The 24,621-nt window shown below is 61.8% G+C and carries 27 protein-coding genes; 14 read left to right on the top strand and 13 right to left on the bottom strand.

Features of this window, described 5'->3' with window-relative positions; all coding sequences use genetic code 11:
* The 5 genes from ubiU to norR form a co-directional block, all read right to left on the bottom strand.
* Entirely contained in the window at positions 1-996 is a 996-nt protein-coding gene (gene ubiU / locus AC3WP4_RS08615; protein WP_074876078.1) for a ubiquinone anaerobic biosynthesis protein UbiU, read from the bottom strand.
* A gap of 76 nt (positions 997-1,072) precedes the next feature.
* The gene (locus AC3WP4_RS08610) at positions 1,073-2,308 is read right to left on the bottom strand and encodes a molybdopterin molybdotransferase MoeA (protein ID WP_074876076.1); all 1,236 of its coding nucleotides are present in this window, start codon (positions 2,306-2,308) and stop codon (positions 1,073-1,075) included.
* Positions 2,305-2,859: a molybdenum cofactor biosynthesis protein B gene (moaB, locus tag AC3WP4_RS08605; RefSeq protein ID WP_046052662.1), complete on the bottom strand. Its 555-nt coding sequence runs from the start codon at positions 2,857-2,859 to the stop codon at positions 2,305-2,307. Before moaB ends, AC3WP4_RS08610 begins: the two co-directional genes overlap by 4 nt.
* Positions 2,860-3,089: 230 nt before the next feature.
* A complete protein-coding gene (gene pdxH / locus AC3WP4_RS08600; RefSeq protein WP_102615413.1) occupies positions 3,090-3,737 on the bottom strand; it encodes a pyridoxamine 5'-phosphate oxidase in 648 nt (215 codons plus the stop codon).
* A gap of 72 nt (positions 3,738-3,809) precedes the next feature.
* Positions 3,810-5,339: a nitric oxide reductase transcriptional regulator NorR gene (gene norR, locus AC3WP4_RS08595; RefSeq protein WP_074876070.1), complete on the bottom strand. Its 1,530-nt coding sequence runs from the start codon at positions 5,337-5,339 to the stop codon at positions 3,810-3,812.
* A 156-nt stretch (positions 5,340-5,495) separates the two neighbouring features.
* Here norR and ytfE point away from each other — a divergent pair, with 156 nt between their 5' ends.
* The gene (ytfE, locus tag AC3WP4_RS08590; RefSeq protein ID WP_102615412.1) at positions 5,496-6,170 is read left to right on the top strand and encodes an iron-sulfur cluster repair protein YtfE; all 675 of its coding nucleotides are present in this window, start codon (positions 5,496-5,498) and stop codon (positions 6,168-6,170) included.
* Positions 6,171-6,291: 121 nt separating this feature from the next.
* Here the strand turns inward: ytfE and AC3WP4_RS08585 are convergent, their stop codons facing one another.
* Positions 6,292-6,732 (bottom strand): CopD family copper resistance protein, encoded by a 441-nt coding sequence (locus AC3WP4_RS08585; RefSeq protein ID WP_074876066.1) that lies wholly within the window; start codon positions 6,730-6,732, stop codon positions 6,292-6,294.
* A 25-nt stretch (positions 6,733-6,757) separates the two neighbouring features.
* On the bottom strand, positions 6,758-7,948 hold the full coding sequence (locus tag AC3WP4_RS08580) for an NnrS family protein (RefSeq protein ID WP_102615411.1): 1,191 nt from the start codon (positions 7,946-7,948) through the stop codon (positions 6,758-6,760).
* 609 nt (positions 7,949-8,557) lie between these two features.
* Between AC3WP4_RS08580 and AC3WP4_RS08575 the strand changes: the two genes are divergently transcribed.
* Together AC3WP4_RS08575 and AC3WP4_RS08570 are read left to right on the top strand one after the other, a co-directional pair.
* Complete coding sequence (locus AC3WP4_RS08575; protein ID WP_076031340.1) at positions 8,558-9,241, top strand: Crp/Fnr family transcriptional regulator; 684 nt, start codon at positions 8,558-8,560, stop codon at positions 9,239-9,241.
* Positions 9,238-9,435, top strand: coding sequence for a protein DnrP (locus AC3WP4_RS08570; protein WP_173860445.1), 198 nt, complete (start codon positions 9,238-9,240; stop codon positions 9,433-9,435). Before AC3WP4_RS08575 ends, AC3WP4_RS08570 begins: the two co-directional genes overlap by 4 nt.
* 81 nt (positions 9,436-9,516) lie before the next feature.
* On the opposite strand, the gene AC3WP4_RS08565 is transcribed toward AC3WP4_RS08570, so the two are convergent.
* The 6 genes from AC3WP4_RS08565 to AC3WP4_RS08540 all read right to left on the bottom strand — a co-directional run bounded on the left by AC3WP4_RS08565 (position 9,517) and on the right by AC3WP4_RS08540 (position 15,216).
* On the bottom strand, positions 9,517-11,358 hold the full coding sequence (locus AC3WP4_RS08565; RefSeq protein WP_102615410.1) for a nitric oxide reductase activation protein NorD: 1,842 nt from the start codon (positions 11,356-11,358) through the stop codon (positions 9,517-9,519).
* Between the two features lie 77 nt (positions 11,359-11,435).
* Positions 11,436-12,866, bottom strand: coding sequence for a cbb3-type cytochrome c oxidase subunit I (locus tag AC3WP4_RS08560; RefSeq protein ID WP_008156281.1), 1,431 nt, complete (start codon positions 12,864-12,866; stop codon positions 11,436-11,438).
* Between the two features lie 3 nt (positions 12,867-12,869).
* Positions 12,870-13,310, bottom strand: a complete 441-nt coding sequence (locus AC3WP4_RS08555; protein ID WP_008156283.1) for a c-type cytochrome — start codon at positions 13,308-13,310, stop codon at positions 12,870-12,872.
* A 263-nt stretch (positions 13,311-13,573) separates the two neighbouring features.
* The gene (locus tag AC3WP4_RS08550; RefSeq protein WP_074876058.1) at positions 13,574-13,831 is read right to left on the bottom strand and encodes a cytochrome C oxidase subunit IV family protein; all 258 of its coding nucleotides are present in this window, start codon (positions 13,829-13,831) and stop codon (positions 13,574-13,576) included.
* 10 nt (positions 13,832-13,841) lie between these two features.
* Entirely contained in the window at positions 13,842-14,429 is a 588-nt protein-coding gene (locus AC3WP4_RS08545) for a cytochrome c oxidase subunit 3 family protein (RefSeq protein WP_102615409.1), read from the bottom strand.
* The gene (locus tag AC3WP4_RS08540) at positions 14,413-15,216 is read right to left on the bottom strand and encodes a CbbQ/NirQ/NorQ/GpvN family protein (RefSeq protein ID WP_074876054.1); all 804 of its coding nucleotides are present in this window, start codon (positions 15,214-15,216) and stop codon (positions 14,413-14,415) included. The genes AC3WP4_RS08545 and AC3WP4_RS08540 overlap by 17 nt, the downstream gene beginning before the upstream one ends.
* Before the next feature lie 199 nt (positions 15,217-15,415).
* On the opposite strand from AC3WP4_RS08540, the gene AC3WP4_RS08535 reads away from it, so the two are divergent.
* The 11 genes from AC3WP4_RS08535 to AC3WP4_RS08485 all read left to right on the top strand — a co-directional run bounded on the left by AC3WP4_RS08535 (position 15,416) and on the right by AC3WP4_RS08485 (position 24,617).
* Positions 15,416-17,104, top strand: a complete 1,689-nt coding sequence (locus AC3WP4_RS08535) for a nitrite reductase (protein ID WP_074876053.1) — start codon at positions 15,416-15,418, stop codon at positions 17,102-17,104.
* A gap of 24 nt (positions 17,105-17,128) precedes the next feature.
* The gene (locus tag AC3WP4_RS08530; RefSeq protein ID WP_074876051.1) at positions 17,129-17,443 is read left to right on the top strand and encodes a c-type cytochrome; all 315 of its coding nucleotides are present in this window, start codon (positions 17,129-17,131) and stop codon (positions 17,441-17,443) included.
* A gap of 18 nt (positions 17,444-17,461) precedes the next feature.
* Positions 17,462-17,785: a c-type cytochrome gene (locus AC3WP4_RS08525; protein ID WP_102615408.1), complete on the top strand. Its 324-nt coding sequence runs from the start codon at positions 17,462-17,464 to the stop codon at positions 17,783-17,785.
* Positions 17,782-18,960, top strand: a complete 1,179-nt coding sequence (locus tag AC3WP4_RS08520; protein ID WP_102615407.1) for a cytochrome D1 domain-containing protein — start codon at positions 17,782-17,784, stop codon at positions 18,958-18,960. Before AC3WP4_RS08525 ends, AC3WP4_RS08520 begins: the two co-directional genes overlap by 4 nt.
* A gap of 1 nt (position 18,961) precedes the next feature.
* Entirely contained in the window at positions 18,962-19,420 is a 459-nt protein-coding gene (locus AC3WP4_RS08515) for an Lrp/AsnC family transcriptional regulator (RefSeq protein WP_102615406.1), read from the top strand.
* Entirely contained in the window at positions 19,417-19,932 is a 516-nt protein-coding gene (ahbB, locus tag AC3WP4_RS08510; protein WP_102615405.1) for a siroheme decarboxylase subunit beta, read from the top strand. Before AC3WP4_RS08515 ends, ahbB (AC3WP4_RS08510) begins: the two co-directional genes overlap by 4 nt.
* On the top strand, positions 19,925-20,368 hold the full coding sequence (locus AC3WP4_RS08505; protein ID WP_102615404.1) for an Lrp/AsnC family transcriptional regulator: 444 nt from the start codon (positions 19,925-19,927) through the stop codon (positions 20,366-20,368). The genes ahbB (AC3WP4_RS08510) and AC3WP4_RS08505 overlap by 8 nt, the downstream gene beginning before the upstream one ends.
* On the top strand, positions 20,343-20,858 hold the full coding sequence (gene ahbB / locus AC3WP4_RS08500; RefSeq protein ID WP_102615403.1) for a siroheme decarboxylase subunit beta: 516 nt from the start codon (positions 20,343-20,345) through the stop codon (positions 20,856-20,858). Before AC3WP4_RS08505 ends, ahbB (AC3WP4_RS08500) begins: the two co-directional genes overlap by 26 nt.
* A gap of 181 nt (positions 20,859-21,039) precedes the next feature.
* Positions 21,040-22,218: a heme d1 biosynthesis radical SAM protein NirJ gene (gene nirJ / locus AC3WP4_RS08495; RefSeq protein ID WP_102615402.1), complete on the top strand. Its 1,179-nt coding sequence runs from the start codon at positions 21,040-21,042 to the stop codon at positions 22,216-22,218.
* A gap of 69 nt (positions 22,219-22,287) precedes the next feature.
* Positions 22,288-23,127, top strand: a complete 840-nt coding sequence (gene cobA / locus AC3WP4_RS08490) for a uroporphyrinogen-III C-methyltransferase (RefSeq protein ID WP_102615401.1) — start codon at positions 22,288-22,290, stop codon at positions 23,125-23,127.
* Positions 23,124-24,617 carry a nitrite reductase gene (locus tag AC3WP4_RS08485; protein ID WP_074876033.1) on the top strand — a complete coding sequence of 498 codons (1,494 nt, stop codon included), beginning with the start codon at positions 23,124-23,126 and terminating at the stop codon, positions 24,615-24,617. Before cobA ends, AC3WP4_RS08485 begins: the two co-directional genes overlap by 4 nt.
* Positions 24,618-24,621: the final 4 nt, after the last annotated feature.

The raw sequence follows: 24,621 nt of genomic DNA, 5'->3' as shown, positions 1-24,621 counted from the left end.
TCATTGCCATGATCGATGATAAGCACCCAGGGTGGTCTGGCTGCCTTCGGACAAACCGGCCAGTACCTTGCGCCATTCCTCCTTGACCCGAAAACTGCCCGGCGAGCCACGATGGGCATCCAGTGCCGCACGCCAGACTCGGGTGACTTGTTCGACATAGGCCGGGCTGCGTTGCCGGCCTTCGATTTTGACCGCCTCGACACCGATGGCCGTCAATTCCGGCAGCAAGTCCAGGGTGTCGAGGCTGGTGGGTTCTTCCAGCGCATGAAAGCGTTTGCCGCCGACCAGGAAACGGCCCTTGCACAGGGTCGGGTAACCGGCGGGTTCTTCGGGGGTGTAACGGTCGATCAGCACTTCACTGAGCCGCGCGCTCAAGCCTTCGGCGTCGTCGCTCCAGCGCACCGCTTTGGCCGGTGAGCAGACGCCGCAGAGGTTCGGCGACTCGCCGGTGATGTAGGACGACAGATGGCAACGCCCTTCGGCCATGATGCACAAGCTGCCGAAGCCAAACACTTCGATGGGCACCGGGCTGCTCGCGGCGACCTGGCGCACTTGCGCCAAGGACAACACCCGCGGCAGCACCGCACGTCGAATGCCGTAGCGTTGCGCGTAAAATTCCAGCGCCGCAGCATGGGTCGCCGAACCCTGGACTGACAGGTGCAGCGCCAGTTGCGGATGGCGCTGGCTGGCGTAGTTGAGTACTCCGGGGTCGGCGGCGATCAACGCATCCACACCGAAATCGGCGGCGCGATCGACCGCCCGTTGCCAGCGTTCCCAGCCCTTGGGTTGCGGGTAGGTGTTGACCGCGACGTAGAGTTTGCGTTGATGCTGGCGGATGTGGGCGACCGCCGCGTCGAACTGTTTGTCGTCCATGTTCAGCCCCGCGAAGTGCCGGGCATTGGTGTCATCGCGAAAACCGACATACACGGCATCGGCGCCTTCGCGCACCGCCGCTTTTAGCGCAGGCAGGTTCCCTGCCGGGCAGACCAGTTGCATGGGTGATCCTCATGGAAAAACGCGCTGCCAGTCTAGCGAGACCGGCAGGCGCGGCCTTGACGGCAATCAATTGCGATCAATGCATCAGGTCGGCGAAGGACAGGAACATCACGTTGTCGTGCTTGAGCACTTGCTGCTCGCACTCGATCACCGCCAGCCCATCGGCCCAACACGCGGCGCTCAACATCGCCGAACTTTGCTGAGGGTGCAGCTCCACGCGCAACTGGCCGTCAGCACCCGGCGTCAGTCGAGCCCGCAGGTACTGCCGACGCTTGTTGCGCTGCAACCAGTCGAACCCGGCGGGCACGGCCATTGGCAGCGGCAACACGTCTTTCACGCCCTGGGCCCTGAGCAGGAACGGCCGCACCACCACCAACGCGGTAATCAGCGCCGCCGAAGGATTGCCCGGCATGCCGATCCAGGGTTTGCCGGCCACTTCGCCGAAGGCCAGCGGTTTGCCCGGCTGAATCGCCAGCCGCCAGAAATCCAGGCTGCCGAGTTCCTCGATGGCCTGCTTGAGGTGATCTTCCTCACCGACCGAGACGCCGCCGGAACTCAACAACAAGTCGCATTCCGAGGACGCCAGGCTCAAGGCATGCCGGCTGGCCGCCAACTCATCAGCCATGACGCCATAGTCATGTACCTCGACACCCCAGCCGCTCAACAACGCCGCGAGACAGTAGCGGTTGCTGTTGTAAATCTGCCCCGGCGCCAACGAGTCGCCGGGTTCACGCAGTTCATTGCCACTGCTGAGCAGGCACACCTGCAGCGGTCGATAAACCTCGACCCGCGCAATGCCCGCGCCGGCCAGCAACCCCACTTCTTGTGCGCGCAGGCGTTTACCGGCCTGGAGCAACAGGTCTCCCCGGCGAACCTCCTCGCCTTCCTTGCGCACGTGATCGCCAACGCTTACGGACGGGAACCAGACGCGCTCGCCATCGATCCGGCAGCGCTCCTGCGGCACCACCGTGTCGGCACCCGGCGGTAATGGCGCGCCGGTGAAAATCTGTACCGCCTGCTGTGCGAGCAAGGGGGATTTCGCCTGATCGCCCGCCGCAATTCGTCCGCCAATCGCCAAATAGCCGCCGTCCGGTGGCAGGTCAGCGGCCCTGAGGGCGTAACCGTCCATGGCGCTGTTGTCCCAGGCCGGCAGGTTGACGGGGGAATGAATGTCCGCCGCCAGCACCCGACCCAAGGCTTGATCCAGACCGATCTTTTGCGCCAGGGGCGGCGGCGGTGCCTGCTCCAGCAGACGGTTGATGGCCTCGTCCACCGGCATCAGGTGGCCGAGGTCGCACACCCGGCCAGTCATGAGCGCGTCTCGCAGGCGTCGATGACCCGTTGCGCTTGCGGCTTCAAATGCGGGGCGAAATTGCACGGGCCGGTGCGGCTGTCCAATTGTTCGAGCAGGATCTGGTTCCAGGCAGTTCGACACGCGCCGGGCGAACCCGGAACGCAGCACACCAGCACGCCGTTGCTCATCCCGGCCAGCGCCCGTGACTGCAGACTGGACATGCCGATTTCCGCCAGGGACACCTGACGGAACAGTTCACCGAAGCCTTCCACGTGTTTGTCCAGCAACGGCAGGACCGCTTGCGGTGTGTTGTCGCGCGCGGTGAAACCAGTGCCGCCGGTCATCAGTATCACTTGAACCTGAGGGTCGGCGATCCAGTGAGAGACCTTGGCGCGGATCTGATAAATGTCGTCCTTGACCAGGTCACGGTCGATCAATACATGCCCGGCCGTTTGCAGCAAATCCGTCAGGGTCTGCCCCGAGGTGTCGGTGTCAAAGGTGCGCGTATCGCTGATGGTCAGCACGGCGATGTTCAGGGGTTCAAACGTGCGTTGCGCCAGATGGGCCATATCCAAGCCTTCCCGTGAATGAGGGTATGGGACAAAGCGTGAACCGGAATCCTCGGTGAGCCTATTCCTCCAAGGAGGTACCTCGACAGGGACATAAGCAGAATGTGTCGGGCACACAAAAACCTGTGGGAGCGAGCCTGCTCGCGATAGCGGTGTGTCAGGCAACATCAATGGTGACTGACACACCGCTATCGCGAGCAGGCTCGCTCCCACACTGTCTCCCATCGCTATCAGGGCGCCAGTCGGTTGCGCTGCCAAACACCATCGCGCAACCGGTAATCGAGACGGTCATGCAAGCGGTCGGCACGGCCCTGCCAGAACTCCAGACGCTCGGGGTGCAGGCAGTAGCCGCCCCAATGTTCGGGCCGCGGCACGGTCTTGCCGGCAAAGCGCTGGATGGTTTGGAGCAACAGCGATTCGAGCTCGGCCCGATTGGCCAAAGGCCGGCTTTGCGGCGAAGCCCAGGCGCCCAGGCGACTGTCCTGCGAGCGGGAATCGAAGTACGCATCCGACAGCATCGGGTCAAGCCTGGAGACCTGGCCTTCGATACGCACCTGACGCTCCAGCCCCGGCCAGAAAAAGGTCATCGCCGCATGCGGGTTGGCGGCCAGTTGCTGGCCCTTGTCGCTCTGGTAATTGCCGAAAAAGGTGAAGCCTTCATCACTCAAGCCCTTGAGCAGCAGGACCCGGCAGTGCGGGCGCCCTTCACTGTCGACCGTCGCCAACACCATGCTGTTGGCTTCGACAGGCGCGCGCTCGGTGTCGCGGGCCAGTTGCAGCCATTGCCGGAACATCGCCATCGGGTCGTCCAGCGCCGAGTCGTCTTGCAGGCCAAAAAGGGTGTAGTTACGGCGCATCTGGGCCAGGGAAAGGGGCATGACGGTGATCTCCAAAAAGGTTCTGCCCAGTGTGCAATGCACAGCGCAAGACCACCTTGACCACCATCAACCTTATTTGAGACGCAGACGCCGAGCCAGTTTGTGCAGGTTGCTGGGATCGACTTCCAGAATCCGCGCAGCGCTGGCCCAGTTCTCCCCGGACAGGCTCAAGGCCTGGAGGATTTTCTTGCGCTGGTAATCGTCGACCGCTTCACCCAGGGGCTGGAACGGCTCATCAGCCGTGACGTCCAGTGGATTTTCGACGACCGCACCCTGCCCGCCCACGGCACTGTCGAGGTCCAGAATCTCGGGCTCCAGGGTCATGATCAACGTGCGACTGGTGCCGCGACTGAGCTGCTTCAACGCGGCCCGGCTGATCACATGCTCCAGCTCACGCACGTTGCCCGGCCAGGTGTACGTCAGCAGCGCTCGCTCGGCCGCCGGCGACAGACGCAAACCGCGCAAACCGAGCCGCGCCCGATTGAGCTCGAGGAAATGCCCGGCCAGCATCAATACATCGTTACCCCGCTCGCGCAACGGTGGAATCGGCACCGGGTACACCGAGAGTCGGTGATACAGATCGGCCCGAAACAAGCCGTCGCGGATGCTGTCCGGCAGGTGCCGGTTGGTCGCGGCGATGATGCGCACATCGACATGCAGCGGCTTGTCGGCGCCGAGGCGCTGGATTTCGCCGTTCTGCAGGGTGCGCAGCAGCTTCGCTTGCACGGCCAATGGCAATTCGCCCACTTCATCGAGAAACAGCGTGCCACCGTTGGCCGCATCGAAACGTCCGGCACGGTCACTGGTGGCGCCGGAAAACGCGCCTTTGACATGGCCGAACAATTCACTCTCTGCCAGAGACTCCGGCAACGCCGCGCAGTTGACCTGCACCAGCGGCTTGTGACTGCGGCGCGACAGACGATGCAAGCGCCTTGCGAACAGCTCTTTGCCGACGCCGGTCTCGCCCAGCAGCAACACCGGCAATTCGGAGTCGGCCAGCACGTCCAGTTCATTGAGCAACTGATGCAGCACTTCACTTTGCCCGAGGATTTCGCCTTCATCAGCCGGCCGCCGCACGTCTTGAATATCGCTGCGGGACAAGCGCAGGCTGCGGTTTTCCTGCTCGAGCCGGGTGACTCGCACGGCGGCTTCGATCTGCAAGGTGCAGCGCTTGAGTTCTTCCCGCGCACGGCTGTCGAAAGTCCCGGCGTGCAGCGCATCGAGGGTGATCGCGCCCCAGATCCGCCCCTCCACGTACAGGCTCACGCCCATGCAGTCGTGCACGGGCATCGGTTCGCCGGCGTGATGGTCGAGCAAGCCGTCATAGGGGTCCGGCAGACGGCTGTCGGGCTCGAACCAGGTGGGTTCGCGCGACGCCATGATCGCCGCCAGCCGCGGATGCTGGGCGATGACGAACCGACGGCCCAACGCTTCATGCACCAGCCCCACCGTCGCCACCGGCCTGAGGCTGTCGTCGTCCAGACGCAGCAATCCCACGGCGCCACTGTTGAAGTACTCGCGCAGGGTCTGGACCAGTCGTTGCAACCGCACAGCATTGGGCAACTCGACAATCAGGTCGGCCGCCAGGCTTTCTCGCAGCATGGTAGTTATTACCCTCTATGGTTGGAATCACCCTAAAGCGTCCGGGTGCCTATCACCACAACTAAAAATAAAGCTCTATTTTTCAATACGTTAAAGATGGCATGTCGGGTGCAATGAGCCTGGGGAACCGTTGAAATCCAAACAAGGAACCCCCTGATGAGCCTGACCCTACTGGAACAAAGCCTCGGCCAACTGGCTTGCGACATTCCCGGCGCCACGCGGATTTTCCACACCTTCAAACTGGACTTCTGCTGCGGCGGGCATAAAAGCCTGCGCGAAGCGGCCGCTGGCAAAGACCTCGACCCGGTGCTGATCGCCGATGCGCTGCACCGGCTGCAAGACACCGGCGAAACCCAACACGACTGGCGCAGCGAACCGTCGGAGCTGTTGATCGCCCACCTCCTGGCGCGCTACCACGCCCGCCATCGCGAGCAACTGCCGGAACTGATCCGCCTCGCCCGTCGTGTCGAGCAGGTCCATGGTGCGCGCAGCAGCTGCCCCAACGGCCTGGCCGATCTGCTGAGCGACATGCAACAAGAACTCGAAGGCCACATGCTCAAGGAAGAGCAAGTGCTGTTCCCGATGCTGCAACAGGGCATCGGCCCTCAAGCGGCGCCGCCGATCCAGGTGCTGCGTTTTGAACATGATCAGCATGGCGAAGCCCTCGAAAGGCTGCTCGCACTGACCAACAACATCACCCCGCCGGCCGATGCCTGTAACACCTGGCGCGCCCTGTATCGTGGGCTGCTGGAGTTTCGGGATGACCTGATGCAACACATCCATCTGGAGAACAACGTGCTGTTTGTTAATGCCCTCAAACCCCGTCATTGATCGCCAACCAGTGACACCGCTTTCGCGAGCAGGCTCGCTCCCACAGAGGATGGAATTCCAATGTGGGAGCGAGCCTGCTCGCGAATGGCGTCACCTCGGAATTACGGGTTCTCCAGCGCGATCACCCGTGCCAATAGAACATCGCCTTGGCCAGGATCACGATCAACACCATGTGCCCGAGAATGCTGCGGCGAATCCAGCTGGCGCGGGTCGTGGTCAGTCGTGCGCTTTTCAGCCAGTACGCCAGCAGGAAGTAATGGCCGATGATGCTCAGGGCCAGGATGATTTTCAGACTCAGCAACGTGCCAAAACTGCTCGCCAGCGGCTGACTCAATACGCCGCGGTGTTGCCACGCCAGGCTGATGCCGGCGCCATACAACAGCAACACCACGCCATGCAGCACCTTGCGCGAACGCACTGCAATCGCTTGATCCGCCGTGGTTAGCGCGGTATCCGCCAACTGCTGGCGAGCGCGGTGCCAGATCACCACCTCAAAAAACAGCGTGCCGATGAAGGCAATCGCTGCCAGCAAGTGGGTGACCAGTAAAAAGGGATATAACACTGGCAGCCTCCATCAGTTGACTTGCTTAGCCCGGATGACCGTCGACACGGGCCCGCAGCAGCATCGGCCCATAGCGCCAGGCGTACAGCGCAAACGCCAGCGCCCAACACACACCGGCCAGCCACAACGCAGGCAGGGGAAAGAACAGGATCAACACCACCCGGCTCAGACAGGCCAGATTGAGCAGAATGAACGCCAGGGTCATGCCCGACGGCGGCTCCAGCGCACGACCGGTGTGGCCCAGGCTGACCCGCGCGATCATCGCCAGCACCAGGCCGCCCATGGCGCCGATGGTCAGGCAATGCACCGCCAGACTCGGATTGATCGGCACACCGAAATGCCACAGCGCCATTCCAAGACAGGCCGCTGCCAACCAGGCATAAGCCAGGTACAACGACCACAGCAGCGGCACGTGCCAGAGGGCCCGATCATGCCAGCGAACCAGGCGCACCAGATGCCCGGCGGCCAACATGGCGAACAACAGGCCGACCCAGAGATTGGGGTCAAGCGCAGGTCCGGCGGCATATAGCAACGCCACCAGCGGTGAGCCAATCAACAGCAGCCAATCCAGCCACGGCCAAGGGGTCACGCCATCGACCTTGCCGAGACCGCGCTGGATAAAGAACGGAATGACGCGCCCGCCGATCAAGCCCATCATCGCCGCCACCAACCAGAGGCCGGTCAGCACGCCTTGACGCTGCCAGGCTTCATGACCTTCGACCAGGCCGTAAAGGGACAACCCGTCGGCCGCCGCTAACAACAACAGCACCACCGCAATCGGGTAGTTACGTTTCTGCCGCACCTTCCACAAGGTGAAGCCCATGAGCGCCGCCACCGCCAGTGGGAACGCCAATTCCAGCACGGCGAGCACCGGCCACGGAGCATTGACCAGCCAGGCCACGCGCGCCAATAACCACAGCAACGCCAGCGCGGCCAGGGGTCGCCCGCTGAGGCCGGGACGACCGGTCCAGGTCTGCACGGCCGTCAGCAGAAAACCCGCGATGATTGCCAAGCCGAATCCGAACAGCAGTTCGTGTCGATGCCAGCCCAGCCAGCCACCCGCCGGCTGCCAGTCGGCAATCGAACCGCTGAAGACGGCCAGCCAGAGTGGAATGGCCAGCACTGCCAGCAGGCAGCCGGCGAGGAAAAATGGCCGAAAGGCCAAACGTAACAGCGGCGCGATGGCCATCGCTTTACGGCGGTCAAGCACTTGCATAAAGCCACTCCTTTACCTTGCTGCTGACCTGACGCCAACCCGCACGCGTCGAGGTAAGTCCGGGAGCAATGATCGGGTATTAGCGATCCATTGCCTTTGTCACAGATCAAGTGTGCAAAGGGCGTGCCCCGGATCCCAACTCAACCCACTGTGGCGAGGGGGCTTGCCCCCGTTGGAGTGCGAAGCACTCCCAAAACCGGTATCCGCGGTGCGTCAGATAGAACGCTTCAGCCGGTATTACGACTGCTACGCAGCCGAACGGGGTGGTGCGGCGGTCCGACAAGCCCCCTCGCCACAGGTGTTTCGGATCAGGGTAAAAATGACCATTTAAGGGTTATTTAAACCATTAACCTCGTGGTCGTTTTTACCCTCCTTTCTGACAACCCTAATAAACAAGGGGTCTCCAGGCATGGCCCGCGTCTTGCTCAGGCTTTCAGCAATCAATAAACCTTGATCCCTCTCGATCCCCAGGAGTCGTCATGAAAAAAGTCATCCAGCCATTGGCCTGGTTCGTGGTGTTGACCTCGGTGCTGGCGTTGGCCAGCGGCGTCTCGCTGGGCCTCGTTTGACTTGATCGCCCCCCCTCCTCAACCTTCAGGATGAATTCTTATGGTGCTTCATCGCGTCCATCACCAGATTCTGCGCAGTCACCACTTGTTCGAGCCGTTGAACGAAGAACAGCTGGATGAACTGATGAGTACCAGCCACTTGTTGAGCATCGACAAGGGCGAACCGTTGTTCCGCCAGGGCGAGCCGGCCGACTCGTTCTATTTCGTGATTGCCGGCGCGGTGAAAATCTACCGCCTGACACCGGATGGGCAGGAGAAAGTGTTTGAGGTGATCGGCGATCGGCAAACCTTCGCCGAGGCGATGATGCTGATGGACACCCCGAACTATGTGGCCTCGGCCGAAGCGATCTGCCCGACTCAGCTCTATCGGTTATCCAACAGCACCTACATGCGCCTGCTGCAGAGCAACAGCCGGCTGACCTTTGCGCTGCTCGGCAAGCTCTGCGTTCGCCTGCATCAACGGGTCAACGAAATCGAAACCCTGTCCCTGAAAAACGCCACCCACCGGGTCGTGCGTTATCTGCTGACGCAACTGGTGCGCCAGCAAACCGTCGACAGCCAATTCGAACTGCCGATGGCCAAGCAACTGATTGCCGGGCATCTGTCGATCCAGCCGGAAACCTTTTCGCGGATCATCCGTCGCCTGATCGATGAAAACATCATCACCCAGGACGGCCGCCAGATCGCCATTCTCGATCGTCTGCGCCTGGAACAGTTCGAGTGAGTGCCATGCCCGTCTGTTTGTATTGCCAGCACACCCACCCCGCGCAAGAAACCGAGTGCAGCCAATGCGGCATGCCCCTGCCGGCATTGGCGGCACAGGCAGGGGAACGCCGGCTGCGCCGGTTCACGTGGTTCTGCATCGGCCTGACGATCTTCTGCGTGGTCATGTTTTTCTGGCTGCCACGCAGCACCTGATCCCCACACATTTCCCTGTAGCAGCTGCCGAGCCTGCGAGGCAGCTGCTACAAGGGCGTAGGTGACTAGGGACCGTGTCGATCACGGCTGGGTCAGCTGCCGATACAACTGCGGCAAGCGCAGGGGCAATTGCTCGGGCTGGCGGATCAAGGTGTAGCCATTGGCGCCGAACATGTACGGCAGGTAGTCCCCGGCCTCGCGGTCAATCGTGATACAGAACGGCGTCAACCCCTGACGCCGCGCCTCCAGCACCGCTTCGCGGGTGTCTTCAACGCCGTAGCGACCCTCATACAAATCCAGATCATTCGGTTTGCCATCCGTGAGCAGCAGCAACAGCTTGCTACGGCGCTTGCTCTTGCCCAGCAGTTGGGTGGCCTGGCGGATGGCGGCGCCCATTCGGGTGTAATACCCCGGTTTGAGCCCTTGAATACGACCACGGGTATTGTCGTCATAACGCTGGGTGAAGGACTTGAGTTCCTGCATGCGCACTTGATGACGGCGCAGCGAGGAAAACCCGTACAGGGCGAAATCATCACCCAGCACCGACAGGGTTTCGCCGAACAGCAGCAAACTGTCGCGGATCACATCGATCACCCGATGCTCATCGTTCAAGTGCGCGTCGGTGGACATCGACACATCGGCCAGCAACAGGCACGCCAGGTCGCGGCGCGTCTGCCGTTGTTCCATGAACAGACCTCGCTCCGCACACTGGCCATGCTCGCGTTCAACGTGAAAATCCAGCCAGGCCTGCATGTCCAGTTCAGACCCTTGAGGTTGCTGGCGTAACCATTGGCGGTCATTGCGCAGGTGCTCGAACTGGCGGCGCAAACGGTGTGCCGGGGCCTTCAGCCGTGGCGGCAGTGGCTGCGCCTCGCAGTCCCGGGGCACCATCATTTGCAGATTGACGAAGCTGTCCTGCAGCTGCTGTTTGCGGTAGTCCCACTCCGGCAACTTGATGCCCTCGCCCAGGGGAATATCGTCGACATCGGCCGGCGGCAAATCCAGGTGCAGCTTGAGGCCGCCGCCCTTGCGCAGACGGGTGCGCGACAGGCTCAACTCGTCGAGGTCTTCGGCGACTCTGGCGGCGTCCGGGTTTTCGCTGTCGTCTGTCCAGCGATCCAGGTCCACGTGTTCGGTCCAACTGAACAGGTTCTCCAGGCGCACGATCAACAATCCGCCATCGCGGTTGCCTTCATCGATCCGCTTGGCGCGTTTGCTTGCGCCTTTCTGCTCACCGGGTGGGGTCGTCAGCGATTCTTCCGATTCGTCACCGAGGTCGGCCTTCTGCGGGCTGGCGAGGTTCTGCGGCGGGTACAGCCACAGCGGCAGCGGCCATGCGGCCCGTTCGCTGCGGGGAAAATGTTCGACACTGCCCGGCTCGCGTAGCGCCTGGCATAACGCTCGTTCCAGCGCCGCTTCGCCGGGGTTCAATGTGGCCGGATCCGGGCGCAATTGCAGGTGCGCATCGACTAGACGTTTATACCGGGCACGCAACGCGGGATAGCGCCGCAACAGCTGTTGCGTCCAGCGTTGATTGTCCCGCCCCCAATGACGCATCTGCCCGGCCTGGGCCGCCAGCAACGCGAGCCAGCGATAGAGCTCCTCGTTCAGTGCGACTTCAGGAAACACTGCCAGGCTCGACGGCAGACGCAGATTGGCCTCGTCGCACCACGCCAGGGGCACTTGCTTGCAGGTGCCGGCGATCTGCTGCAGCACGTTGCGCCGCAACAGCAGATCGCGGTCGCTGGCGGCTTCCACGCCGACGCCGTTGGCACCACCCATGGCGCGAAACAACAGCGCCAGCGGGCGCTGCTGGTGGATCAGTTCGACCCGGGCCTCGGGAAAGTCCGGGCTGGCGCGCCGTGTGATAAAGCGATGCCAGACACTGCCGACCCACTCTTCCAGTTCGACGGTAAAGGCCATGGTTTTTGTCCTCTGAAAACCAATGTGAAACGGCCCGCTGTACCAGCCGGGCCGTCCTCCTTCAGGGTGTTAATGACTCACGAACGAACAGCGGAGGCGGCAGTTGCAGTGATCCCCACTGGCACCCGTCGCTTGAAGCTGAACAGGTAGCAGATCAGCCCTGCGAAGAAACCGAGACCGGCGCCCAGACGGGCCCAGAACAGCACTTGCAGATGATCGACAGTGGCCATGAACGGTAACGCGACGCCATCCACCGGCCAGCGTTGCAGATAGATCTGCACGACACCGGCAGCGGTGAGCAACAGCGTGATCATCACCATCGACAGGGTCATCAACCAGAAACCCCAGATCTCGAGTTGCTGCGAACGCTCGTCCGCTGCTTCGCCGAGCCCGCGCAGTTTCGGCATGGCGTAGCTGATCAAGGTCATCACGATCATCGCGTAAGCACCGTAGAAGGCCAGGTGACCGTGAGCCGCCGTCAACTGCGAACCATGGGTGTAGTAGTTGACCGGTGCCAGGGTATGCAGGAAACCCCAGACGCCAGCGCCGAAGAACGCGGTGACCGTGGTGCCCTTGGCCCACAGCGTGGCGGCGCGGTTCGGGTGGTCCCGGCGACGGTTCTTGACCATGCTGAAGGCGAATATCACCATCGCCAGGAACGGTAGCGGCTCGAGTGCCGAGAAGATCGACCCCACCCACAACCAGACCTCAGGCGCACCGATCCAGAAGAAGTGGTGACCGGTACCGATGATCCCCGTGATCAGCGCCATGGCGATGATCACATAGAGCCATTTCTCCACGACCTCCCGGTCCACGCCGGTGATCTTGATCAGGACGAAGGCCAGCATCGAACCCATGATCAGTTCCCACACGCCTTCCACCCAAAGATGCACCACCCACCACCAGTAGAACTTGTCACGGGCGAGGTTGCCGGGGTTGTAGAAGGAGAACAGGAAGAACACCGCGAGACCGATCAACCCGGTCATCATGACCATGCTGACGGTGGTCTTGCGCCCTTTGAGCAAGGTCATGCCGATGTTGTAGAGAAAGCCCAGGCAGACCACCACGATGCCCATTTTGGAAATGGTCGGCTGCTCAAGGAACTCTCGCCCCATGGTCGGCAGCAGTTCGTTGTGGGTCAGCTTGGCCAGGCCGGCATAAGGCACCAGTAGGTAACCGAGGATCGTCAGCACACCCGCGGCGGCGAATACCCAGAACAGGATGATCGCCAGCTTCGGACTGTGCAGTTCGCGGTCGGCCTCTTCCGGAATCAGGTAGTAGGCCGCCCCCATGAAGCCGAACAATATCCAGACGATCAGCAGGTTGGTGTGCACCATCCGCGCCACGTTGAAAGGAATGATCGGGAACAGAAAGTCGCCGATCACGTATTGCAGGCCCATGATCAAACCGAACAGTATCTGACCGAGGAACAGCATCAGGGCAAACACGAAGTACGGTTTGGCCACGGCTTGCGAGGCGAATTTCAGATGCGGATTAGCAATGCTCATGTCTTAGCCCTCCTTGTTTGGCGGCCAGCCATTGGTGTTGATTTTCGAGCTCCATTTGAGGAACTCGGCGATGTCATCCACCTCCTGGTCACTCAACTTGAACTGCGGCATCGCGCGTCGGCCCGGTACGCCCAGTGGCTGCATCTTCATCCAGGCATGCAGGAAGGGTTTGAAGCCCGCCTCCCCGCCGCGCCGCTGGAACACGTTGCCCAGCTCAGGCGCGAAATAGGCGCCCTCGCCCAACAGCGTGTGGCAGCCGATGCAATTGTTTTGCTCCCAGACCAATTTGCCGCGCTCGACTGATTCGGTTAACAACGCCTCATTACTGCGCTCTGGAAAGGTCTGTTCCGTGTGATAGGTCAAAGCCAGGAATATCAGGAAGAAGAAGATGCTTCCCCCGAAGTAGATGTTCCTGGCCATGCCTTTGGTGAAGGTGTCTGACATGGTCGCTTCCTCTTTGCTAGGCCCGTCCATCATAGGAAGCGAAGGGTTGAAACCTGCTTGATGGCGATCAAGAAAGGCAGATGGTTTCGGTCGGGTATTACACCTGAGCCAAACTCGGTCCTTGTAGCAGCTGGCGAAGCCTGCGTTCGGCTGCGCAGCAGTCGTAAAATCAGGCACTGCGGTGTATCAGATTGACCGAGGTGGCAGGATTTACGACTGCTGCGCAGCCGAACGCAGGCTTCGCCAGCTGCTACAGGGATCGTTTAACGGAACAAGATAAGCGTCAGGCCTACCACCGTTGCCAACACCAGCGCCCAGCTCAACATCAAGCGCCGCCACAGTCGCGGCGCGTGGCGCATCTCCATGAAGCCGTCGGTGATCAGCCACGCCTTGCCGACCGCCACCAGCAAAATCGCAATCGACAGCAACCACGTCGCCCCGGCCTGGGCCAGCACTACGGTGCATACGCTTAACGTCGCGAGCGCCGCCCAACAGACGAGCAAAACCCTGGAAACAGACATGAGAACCTCGTCAACTCAACACGTAGACCAGCGGAAACAGCACCACCCAGATCAGATCGACCATGTGCCAATACAACACGCCGGATTCAAACCCGCTGCGATTGTCGGCGTCGTACAGGCCACGGCGACAGCGCTCGGCCAGCCATCCGAGAATGACCATGCCGAGTACTACGTGGAGAAAATGAAACCCGGTGAGGATCCAGTAGAGCGTGAAAAAGGTGTTGTGCTCCATGCCCAGCCCCGAGGCGAGCAAGTGCCGATATTCGGTGAGTTTCAACCCCACGTAGACACTGGCAACGAGCAACGCCATCAGCAGGAAAACCGCGCCATGACGAGGCCGCGAGCGCCTGACCTGCTCCTGCGCCAGTGCAGCGAACAGGCCCGCGGTGAGCAGGCTCAGGGTCATCGCCAAGCCGGTTGAGGTGTTCAGCAACAGGCGGCTTTCACTGAACATCTGCGGCTTGAGCGCCTGGGTCGCGGCGAACGTCAGGATCAGGATGGCGAACACCGACAGCTCGGCCAGAATGAAAAACCACATCGCCAGATCGCCCGGCAAGTGGCGACGCGAGACGCCCGCGGACTCAACCGAAGTGGACATCAACCACGTCCATCAGCGCGGCAACGGTCAGCGGATCATCGCTCAGTGGCTCGGCCAGGCATGCCATGCAGGCCTCACGCGGGCTCATGCCGGAGCCGATCATGCGCGCGGTAAAAATCAACAGCCGCGTTGAGGCGACCTCCTCCAGATCATGCTGATCGAGCCGGCGCAGTGCCTGCCCCAGCCGCACCACTTGCGCCGCCAGCGCGCTGTCCACCTGTGCTTCCCGAGCCACGATGCGTTCCTCATCGGCCACTGGCGGATAGCCGAAGCGCATCGCCACGAAACGTTGCCGAGTGCTGGGCTTCATGCCTTTGAGCAAGTTCTGGTAGCCGGGGTTGTAAGACACCACGAGCATGAACGACGGCGGCGCCTTCAGCACTTCGCCGGTGCGTTCCAGGAACAACTCCCGACGATCATCAGCCAGTGGATGCAGTACGACCACGGTGTCCTGGCGCGCCTCGACCACTTCGTCGAGGTAACAGATGCCGCCTTCACGCACCGCCCGGGTCAGCGGTCCGTCCTGCCACCAGGTGCCCTGGGCACCGATCAGGTGACGGCCGATCAGGTCGGCCGCGCTCAGATCGTCATGGCACGCCACGGTGTACAGCGGCAGTTTCAGCCGATGGGCCATGTGCTGGACGAAACGGGTCTTGCCGCACCCCGTCGGGCCTTTGATCAGCACCGGCATGCCGTGTCGCCAGGCTTGTTCGAACAGCGCCTCCTCATTATTCAGTGGTTGGTAGAAGGGTTCGGTCGGGTGTTCGCAAGACGGGGTACGGTCCATGGGCTGTCTGTTCCAAAAGCGGATTCAAGGAACACGCTACGGGCCCCTGCGACAACCTGGCAAGTGAGATGGCCGGCAAACTTGATCGTCGTCAAGCGGACATTGGCCTGCTCGGGCATAGCCTTGCACGGCACTAAGAACCTGCGTTCTGCGCTGCCGTTTCAGCACATCGCAAAGGTCTTGCCTGAGGAGAAATGGAATGCTGATCAGCAATAGAAAAACGTTTGCCCTGACCCTCGTCACATTGTGTTCGTCACTGGCCCTGGCGGTGAGCCATGCCGCCAGCGCTGAAGAGCCCGCCGCCGCGGCCGCCCCGCCCATGGTCAAAACCGCGGGTGCTCCCGACATGAGCCAGGCCGAGTTCGACTCGTCCAAGGAAATCTACTTCCAGCGTTGCGCAGGCTGCCACGGCGTGCTGCGCAAAGGGGCGACGGGCAAACCACTGACGCAAGACATCACCCAGTCTCGCGGGCAACCGTTCCTGGAGGCCTTGATTACCTACGGCTCGCCAGCGGGCATGCCGAACTGGGGGACGTCCAATGCGCTGACCAAGGATCAGATCACGTCAATGGCCAAGTTCATTCAGCATGCGCCGCCGACGCCGCCGGAATGGGGCATGGCCGAGACGCTGAAAACCTGGAAGGTGCTGGTCAAACCCGAGGACCGCCCGAAGAAGCAACTGAGCAAACTCAACCTGCCGAACCTGTTTTCGGTGACGTTGCGCGATGACGGCAAGATCGCCCTGATCGATGGGGACAGCAAGAAGATCGTCAAGCTGATCGAGACCGGTTACGCGGTGCACATCTCGAGGATCTCTGCCTCGGGTCGCTATCTGCTGGTGATTGGTCGAGACGCGCGGATCGACATGATCGACCTGTGGCCGCTGGAGCCGACCAAGGTCGCCGAAGTCAAAGTGGGCATCGAGGCGCGCTCGGTCGAGACCTCGAAGTTCAAGGGCTACGAAGACAAATACACCATCGCCGGTTCTTACTGGCCGCCGCAATTCACCATCATGGACGGCGAAACCCTGGAGCCGAAACAGATCGTTTCGACCCGCGGCATGACCGTCGACAAGCAGGAGTACCACCCCGAACCCCGGGTCGCGGCGATCATCGCCTCCCACGAATGGCCGGAGTTCATCGTCAACGTCAAGGAAACCGGCAAGGTCATGCTGGTCAATTACCAGGACATCAAAAACCTCACCGTCACCTACATCGACGCCGCGCCCTTCCTGCATGACGGTGGCTGGGACAGCACGCACCGCTACTTCATGACCGCCGCCAACAACTCCAACAAGGTCGCCGTGATCGACTCCAAGGAGCGCAAGTTGACCGCGCTGGTGGACGTCGGCAAAACCCCTCACCCGGGTCGCGGCGCCAACTTCAACCACCCAACCTACGGCCCGGTCTGGGCCACCAGCCACCTGGGTGATGACGGCATCTCGCTGATCGGCACCGACCCGACCAAACACCCGCAATACGCCTGGAAACAGGTCGGCTCACTCAAGGGCCAAGGCGGCGGATCGCTGTTTATCAAGACCCATCCAAAATCCCGTCACCTGTACGTCGACACCACCCTCAACCCGGACGCCAAGCTCAGCCAGTCGGTGGCGGTGTTCAACCTCGACAAGCTCGACGCGGGCTACACCGTGCTGCCCATCGCCGAATACGCCGGCATCAAGCAAGGCGCCATGCGCGTGGTGCAGCCGGAATACAACAAGGCTGGCGATGAAGTCTGGTTCTCCGTGTGGAGCGGTCAGGCAGAGGAATCGGCGCTGGTAGTGATCGACGACAAAACACTGAAGCTCAAATCAGTCATAAAGGACAAACGACTGATCACACCCACCGGCAAGTTCAATGTCTACAACACCCAACACGACATCTATTGAGCTCCATCAATGCAAGGAAACACCATGAAAAATACTCTGTTTTCACTGTTCGCCCTGACCGCTGCGCTGAGTGTGCAGCCGGCCATGGCCCAAGACGCGCAGGAGCTGTTCAAGAGCAAACCCTGCGCAGCCTGCCACTCCATCGACACCAAGATTGTCGGCCCGGCCCTCAAGGAAGTGGCGGCCAAGAACGCTGGTGTACCCGGGGCCGTGGACACCCTGGCCAGCCACATCAAGAACGGCACGCAAGGCAATTGGGGTCCGATGCCAATGCCGGCGAACCCGGTAACGGATGAAGAAGCAAAAATTCTCGCAACCTGGGTACTGACACTCAAATAACCGCCTGGAGGGCGTCTGATGGTTTATCGACACGCTGTGATTCTGGCGGCCCTCCTCCTCATTTGCGCAACCGCGGTTGCGGCGCCGGACGCCCAGCGTCAGGCACAACTCGAACACCTGCTGACCCAGGACTGCGGCGCCTGCCATGGGCTGCACCTGACCGGCGGGCTGGGCCCCGAACTGACGCGCCCAGCGCTGGCCGGCAAGTCACGGGACAGCCTGATTGCCACCGTCACCCATGGCCGGCCCGGCACGGCGATGCCCGGTTGGGCGTCGTTGCTCAGCCCCGACGACATCCGTTGGCTGGTCGATCTTCTTCTCCAGGGAAATCCCGCACCATGATCCGTTCAATCCTGCTGTCAGCGGCGACCGGGCTGTTGTTGTCCGCTTGCGTTCAACCACCGTTGCGTGGCACCGGCGACTTGGGCGTGGTGGTGGAGCGCGCCAGCGGTAGCGTGCAAATCATCGAAAGCGACACCCGCACCACGCTGGCCCGACTCGAGGGTTTCGGCGACCTGTCCCATGCCTCGGTGGTGTTCTCCCGTGACCAGCGCTACGCCTATGTGTTCGGCCGCGACGGCGGGTTAAGCAAAATCGATTTGCTGGCCCAACGTATCGACCACCGAGTCATTCAAGGTGGCAACAGCATTGGCGGCGCCATCAGTCAGGACGGCAAGTTGATCGCGGTGTCGAACTACGTGCCCGGCGGGGTCAAGGTGTTCGATGCCGACACCCTGCAACTGGTGGCCGATATTCCGGCCACACCGCTCGCTGATGGCAGCAAGCGCTCGCGGGTGGTTGGCCTGGTCGACGCGCCGGGGCAACGTTTTGTGTTCAGCCTGTTCGATACCGGCGAAATCTGGACCGCCGATTTCAGTCAGGGCAGCACACCGCAGATCAGCCGTTTCACCGGTATTGGCTCGCAACCCTACGACGCCCTGATCACCCCGGATGGCCGCTATTACATGGCCGGGCTGTTCGGTGAAGACGGCATGGCCCAACTCGACCTCTGGCATCCAGAGCGCGGTGTGCAGCGGGTACTCGGCGACTACGGACGCGGCCAGGTGAAACTCCCGGTCTACAAGATGCCGCACCTGGAAGGCTGGGCTGTCGCCGATAACCAGGCCTTTGTGCCCGCCGTTGGCCAGCATCAGGTGTTGGTAATGGATTCACGCACCTGGCAGCAGACCGCGGTCATTCCGGTCGCCGGCCAACCGATATTCGTCACCTCGCGCCCGGACGGTCGGCAGCTGTGGGTCAACTTCGCCTACCCGGACAACGATCGGGTGCAGGTCATCGACACCGAAAACCATGCCGTGGTCGCGGATCTGAAGCCGGGGCCGGCGGTGCTGCACATGGAATTCACCGCACGCGGCGACCAGTTGTGGCTGTCGTTACGCGACGGCAATCAGGTTCAAGTCTGGGATCCGTACAGCATGAAGCTGCTGAGCACCCTGCCAGCCTCCGCGCCGAGCGGCATCTTCTTCAGCAGTCGTGCGCAGAAAATGGGGTATTGAAATGAACCTTGAATTGCTCAGCCGCCAACTCATCGAGCGCTTTCAGCACGGCATGCCGTTGTGCCCGTCACCGTACAAGGAGATGGCGCGGATTCTCGGTTGCCGCGAATCGCAAGTAATGGCCTGCCTGGAAGAAATGGATCAGGCCGGCACCCTCTCACGCATCGGCCCGGTGTTCGAGCACAGCCGCGCCGGGGCCAGCACCCTCGCCGCCCTCGCCGTGCCCACCGACCGCCTGCAACAGGTGGCCGATCGCGTCAGTCAGTACCCGGAGGTCAATCACAACTACGCACGGGAGCATTTCTACAACCTGTGGTTTGTGCTGACCGCGCCTGATCGCCAACACATCGACCGTGTGCTCAAGGAACTGGAGGACGACACCGGCCTCATGCCGCTGGACTTGCCGATGTTGACCGCCTACCGCATCGACCTCGGTTTTGCCCTGGGAGAAAAATCATGACGCCCGGATTGAGCCCTCAACAAGTGCTGGATCTGCGTCGGCACCTCGAAGGCGGATTACCGTTGGTAGCGCGCCCGTATCAAGCCCTCGCCGAACGGATAAACACAGACGAAAACCAGGTGCTCGAACAAATGCGCCAGTGGAACGAGCAAGGGCTGTTTCGCCGTATCGGCCTGGTGCTGCACCATCGCGCGCTAGGCTTTACCGCCAACGCCATGCTGGTGCTGGATGTTCCTGATGCGCTGATCGACGAAGTCGGCCAGCGCCTGGGAAGAGCGCCCGGCATCAACCTCTGCTATCAACGGCCCCGGCGCTTGCCGCAGTGGCGGTACAACCTGTTTTGCATGGTGCACGGGCGTCGACGTGATCAGGTGGAGGCGCAGATTCAGGCGTTGCTGGAAGAGCATTTGCTGAGCGATTTGCCCCATCAATTGCTGTTCAGCACCCAGGTCTTCAAGCAGTGCGGCGGCCGCTTTGCGCCCTCGCGTACAGGCACACCGACCCATGGATGACCTCGACCGTCGACTGATCAACCGTTTGCAATTGGGCCTGCCGCTGGTGCGCCACCCTTGGCGGGTATTGGCTGCGGAACTGGAGAGCAGCAGCACTGAACTGCTCGAGCGACTGCATACCCTGCTCGATGACGGAATGCTCACGCGCTTCGGCCCGATGTTCGACATTGAACGACTGGGCGGCGCCTTCACCCTCGCCGCCCTGGCGGTGCCGGAAGAACGTTTCGACGAGGTCGCCGAGCAACTGCATGACCTGCCTGAAGTGGCGCACAACTACCGACGCGAACACGCCTGGAACATGTGGTTCGTGCTCGCTTGCGCAACTGAACATAACCTGACCGAAGCCCTGAACCACATCGAAACCCTGACTGGCTTGCCGCTGCTCAACCTGCCCAAAGAGGAGACCTACCATGTCGGTCTGTATTTCCCGGCCTGAAGACACACTCGTCCAGCGCCTGATCGTGTTGACCCAGGCGGGTCTGCCTTTGCTGGAAGACCCGTGGGCGTGGCTCGCCGAACAGCTGGGGCTGAACATCGACGCCACCCTGGATCTGCTCAAGCGCTTGCAGGCCGAGGGCGCGATTCGGCGGATCGCCGCCGTGCCCAATCACTACCGCCTCGGCTATCGCCACAACGGCATGACGGTCTGGGATGTGCACGATGCCGACATGCCGCGCCTCGGCGCGCTGATCGGCGCGCAACCCTTCGTCAGCCACTGCTATCGCCGTCCACGCCGAACCGACTGGCGCTACAACCTGTTCGCCATGGTTCACGGCCGCAGCGGCGATGAAATCAACAATTACCGCGAGCACCTGCGCCACTTGCTGGGTGACGCTTGTGCGGCCGACGAAATGCTGGTGAGCAGCCGCATCCTGAAGAAAACCGGCTTGCGCTTAACACCAGTCAGTCCAACACAGACCTTGTAGCAGCTGCCGAGCCTGCGAGGCTGCGTTCGGCTGCGCAGCAGTCGTGAAATCAGACAGTGCGGTGTTTCAGATAAACCTCGCACACAGGTTCTACGACTGCTGCGCAGTCGAACGCAGCCTCGCAAGCTCGACAGCTGCTACGGGTATCCGCGCTGAACACACCTGACTCAAGGAGAGTTGCATGTTGAGGATCAGCCAATACCTGCGTGCGTTAGCCGGCCAGGCGTCTGCACCCAGGACCAGTCCACCGGGCAGCAATCGGGCGCCGGTGGTGATCTGGAACTTGCTCAGGCGCTGCAACCTGACCTGCAAACACTGCTACGCCACCTCGGCCGACAGTGTCTTTCGCGACGAACTGGATACGCCCGCCGCGCTGACCGTGATCGACGACTTGCACGATGCCGGCGTCAAGGTGTTGATTCTTTCCGGTGGCGAACCGCTGTTGCGCGAGGATCTGTTTGTGCTCAGCGCCTACGCCCGGACCAAGGGTTTCTTTGTGGCGTTGTCCACCAACGGCACGCTGATCGATGAGCACAACATCGCGCAGGTCAGCGCAGCGAATTTCGACTACGTCGGGATCAGCATCGATGGCCTGGAAGCGACCCATGACGCCTTCCGCCAACTCAAGGGTAGCTTCGCCCGTTCCATGCAGGCGATCCGGCTCTGTCGCGAACAAGGCATTCGCGTCGGGCTGCGCACCACCCTGACCCAGGAGAACCATGCGCAGCTGCCGCAACTGCTGGCGCTGATGAACGAGTACGACGTGCAGAAGTTTTATCTGTCGCACCTCAACTACAGCGGTCGCGGCAAACGCAGTCGCAAACTCGACGCGCACCAGCAGATGAGCCGCGAGGCCATGACGTTGATCTTTGAGCGGGCCTGGGAAGACATCCAACAGGGCCGCGACAGCGATTTTGTCAGCGGCAACAACGATGCCGACGCCATTCTGCTGCTGCAATGGGCAGCCCTTCGTTTGCCCGAGCATTACCCACGCCTGGAAAACATGCTCCGCGCCTGGGGTGGCAACGCCTCCGGCAGTGGCATCGCCAACATCGACAACACCGGCGAAGTGCACCCCGACACCTACTGGTGGCAGCACTCGGTGGGCAATGTCCGGCGCACGCCGTTCCGCACGTTGTGGCTGGATCAGCCGGATGCCCTGCTGTTGCGCTTGCGCGAACATCCCCGCGCCGTCGGTGGCCGTTGCGCGCAATGCCGCTGGTTGTCCATCTGCAACGGCAACACCCGCACACGCGCCTGGGCCGAAGGAGATCTGTGGGGCCAGGACCCCGGCTGCCACCTCAGCGATGACGAAATCGGCGTGCCGCCGGTGACGACCATCCCTTGCATCACCCACTGAATAGCCCGTCCGGCCAACCACCTGACAAAGGTGGGGCCGGCCAACCTGATGAAGCACCAAGGACGTCCCATGCCTCCATCGATTGCTATACCGGCCACACTTGAGTCCCCGTTCCGACCGGGCGAAGTTGCCCTGGTCGGCGCCGGCCCCGGCGACCCACGCCTGCTGACCCTGCGCGCCTGGAGCCTGTTGATGCAGGCCGACGCCGTGGTGTACGACCGGCTGATCAGCCCCGAATTGCTGACCTTGATCCCCCTGACCTGCGCCCGCCATTACGTGGGCAAGGCCAGCGGCTGCCACAGCCTGCCCCAAGACCAGATCAACGAACTGCTGGCCGACCTCGCCGATCAAGGGCAGCGCGTGGTCCGGCTCAAGGGCGGCGACCCGTTCATTTTCGGTCGCGGTGCCGAAGAGCTGGAGTACTTGCTGCAACGCGGTGTTGATTGCCAGGTGGTGCCGGGCATTACCGCCGCTTCCGGCTGCAGCGCTTACGCGGGCATACCCTTGACTCACCGCGATCTGGTCAACTCCTGCCGCTTCATCACCGGTCATTTGCAACGCGATGGCGAGTTGTCGCTGCCCTGGAGCAGCCTCGCCGACAGTAGCCAGACCTTGGTGTTTTACATGGGCTTGTCGAACCTGGGCATCATCGCTAAACGCTTGATCGAAGCCGGGATGTCAGCCGACACGCCGGCGGCGCTGATCAGCAACGGCACGCGTCCCGACCAGCATGTCGCCCGTGGCAAGTTGCACCAATTGCCGACCCTGGCGCTGGATTGTCCACCGGGCATTCCGACACTGACGGTGATTGGCACCGTGGTCGATCTGTTCGCCGCAGAACAACTGGAATACCCGGCGCGGCTGTACCCGGCGCAAGCTCTGCAACGTCAGGCCAAGGTGGCGATATGAGGCGAATCCTCCTTGCCCATCTGTTATGGATCAGTGCCGCCCAGGCCGGCGCAGCGGTTCCGGCACTTGAACACGCGGCGCATAACTATCAGCAGCATTGCCAGAGTTGTCATGGCACTAACCGTCTCGGCGGTGCGGGGCCGGCGTTGTTGCCGGAGAGTCTCAGCCGGATCAAGCCTGATGAAATTCGTCGGGTGATCCAGAACGGCCGACCTGCGAGCCAGATGGCTGGTTATGCCAACGTGTTCAGCCCCGCTCAGATCGACGCGCTGGTCGATTACCTTCAGCAACCACCCGCCACCCCGCCCACCTGGAGCAATGACGACATTGTCGGCAGTCACTCGATGCTAGCGGATCTCGGCAAATTGCCCACCACGCCCCAGCATGGCGCCGATCCGCTGAACCTGTTCGTGGTGGTGGAAGCCGGCGACCATCACATCGACATCCTCGACGGTGACCGCTTCGAGGTGTTGGCGCGGTTTGCTTCGCACTTTGCCGTGCATGGCGGGCCGAAGTTTTCGCCAGACGGACGCTTCGTCTACTTCGCCTCCCGTGACGGCTGGATCAGCCTGTATGACCTGCACAACCTGAAGTTGATCGCCGAGGTCCGGGCCGGCCTCAATACCCGCAACCTGGCGGTGAGCAAGGATGGACGCTGGGTGCTGGTGGGCAACTATCTGCCGGGGAATGTGGTGGTGCTCGATGCCCGCGACCTGTCGCTGGTCAAAACCATTCCCACGATCGGCCAGGACGGCACCGCGTCACGGGTCAGCGCGGTCTACTCCGCCCCGCCGCGGGACAGTTTCATCGTGGCGCTCAAGGACGTGAAGGAAGTCTGGGAACTGTCCTGGGCCGGCACACCGGATTTCGAACCACGGCGGATCCCGGCCGGGGACGTTCTCGACGACTTCTCCTTTTCACCGGACTACAAACAGCTGCTGGCCACCTCGCGCAAGGCCCAGGGCGGCCAGGTGATCGACCTCGACAGCGGCAAGGTGATCACCGACATCCCGCTGCCGGGGATGCCGCATTTGGGCTCGGGGACTTATTGGAAACGCAACGGTGAGTGGGTGTTCGCCACGCCGAACATCAGCAAGGGGCTGATCTCGGTCATCGACTTCAAGAGCTGGAAACTGATCAAGGAAATCCCGACCCTGGGGCCGGGGTTTTTCATGCGCAGTCACGTCAATTCACGGTATGCCTGGAGCGATGTGTTCTTTGGGCCGGACAACGATGCGATTCACTTGATCGACAAACAGACGCTGGAGATTGCCCACACGCTGCGTCCGATGCCGGGCAAAACGGCTGCTCATGTCGAGTTCACTCGCGATGGCCGTTTCCTGCTGCTGAGCATCTGGGCCACCGACGGTGCGCTGATCGTCTACGACAGCAACACACTCAAGGAGATCAAACGTATCCCGATGAACAAGCCTTCGGGCAAGTACAACGTGGGGAACAAGATTGAGTTTGCCGAGGGGACTTCGCATTAGGGTT

It is taken from the genome of Pseudomonas sp. FW305-20 (genome assembly GCF_058788075.1).
The sequence above is the reverse complement of the archived record's forward strand: the minus strand, read 5'-3'. Positions and strand labels throughout refer to the sequence as shown.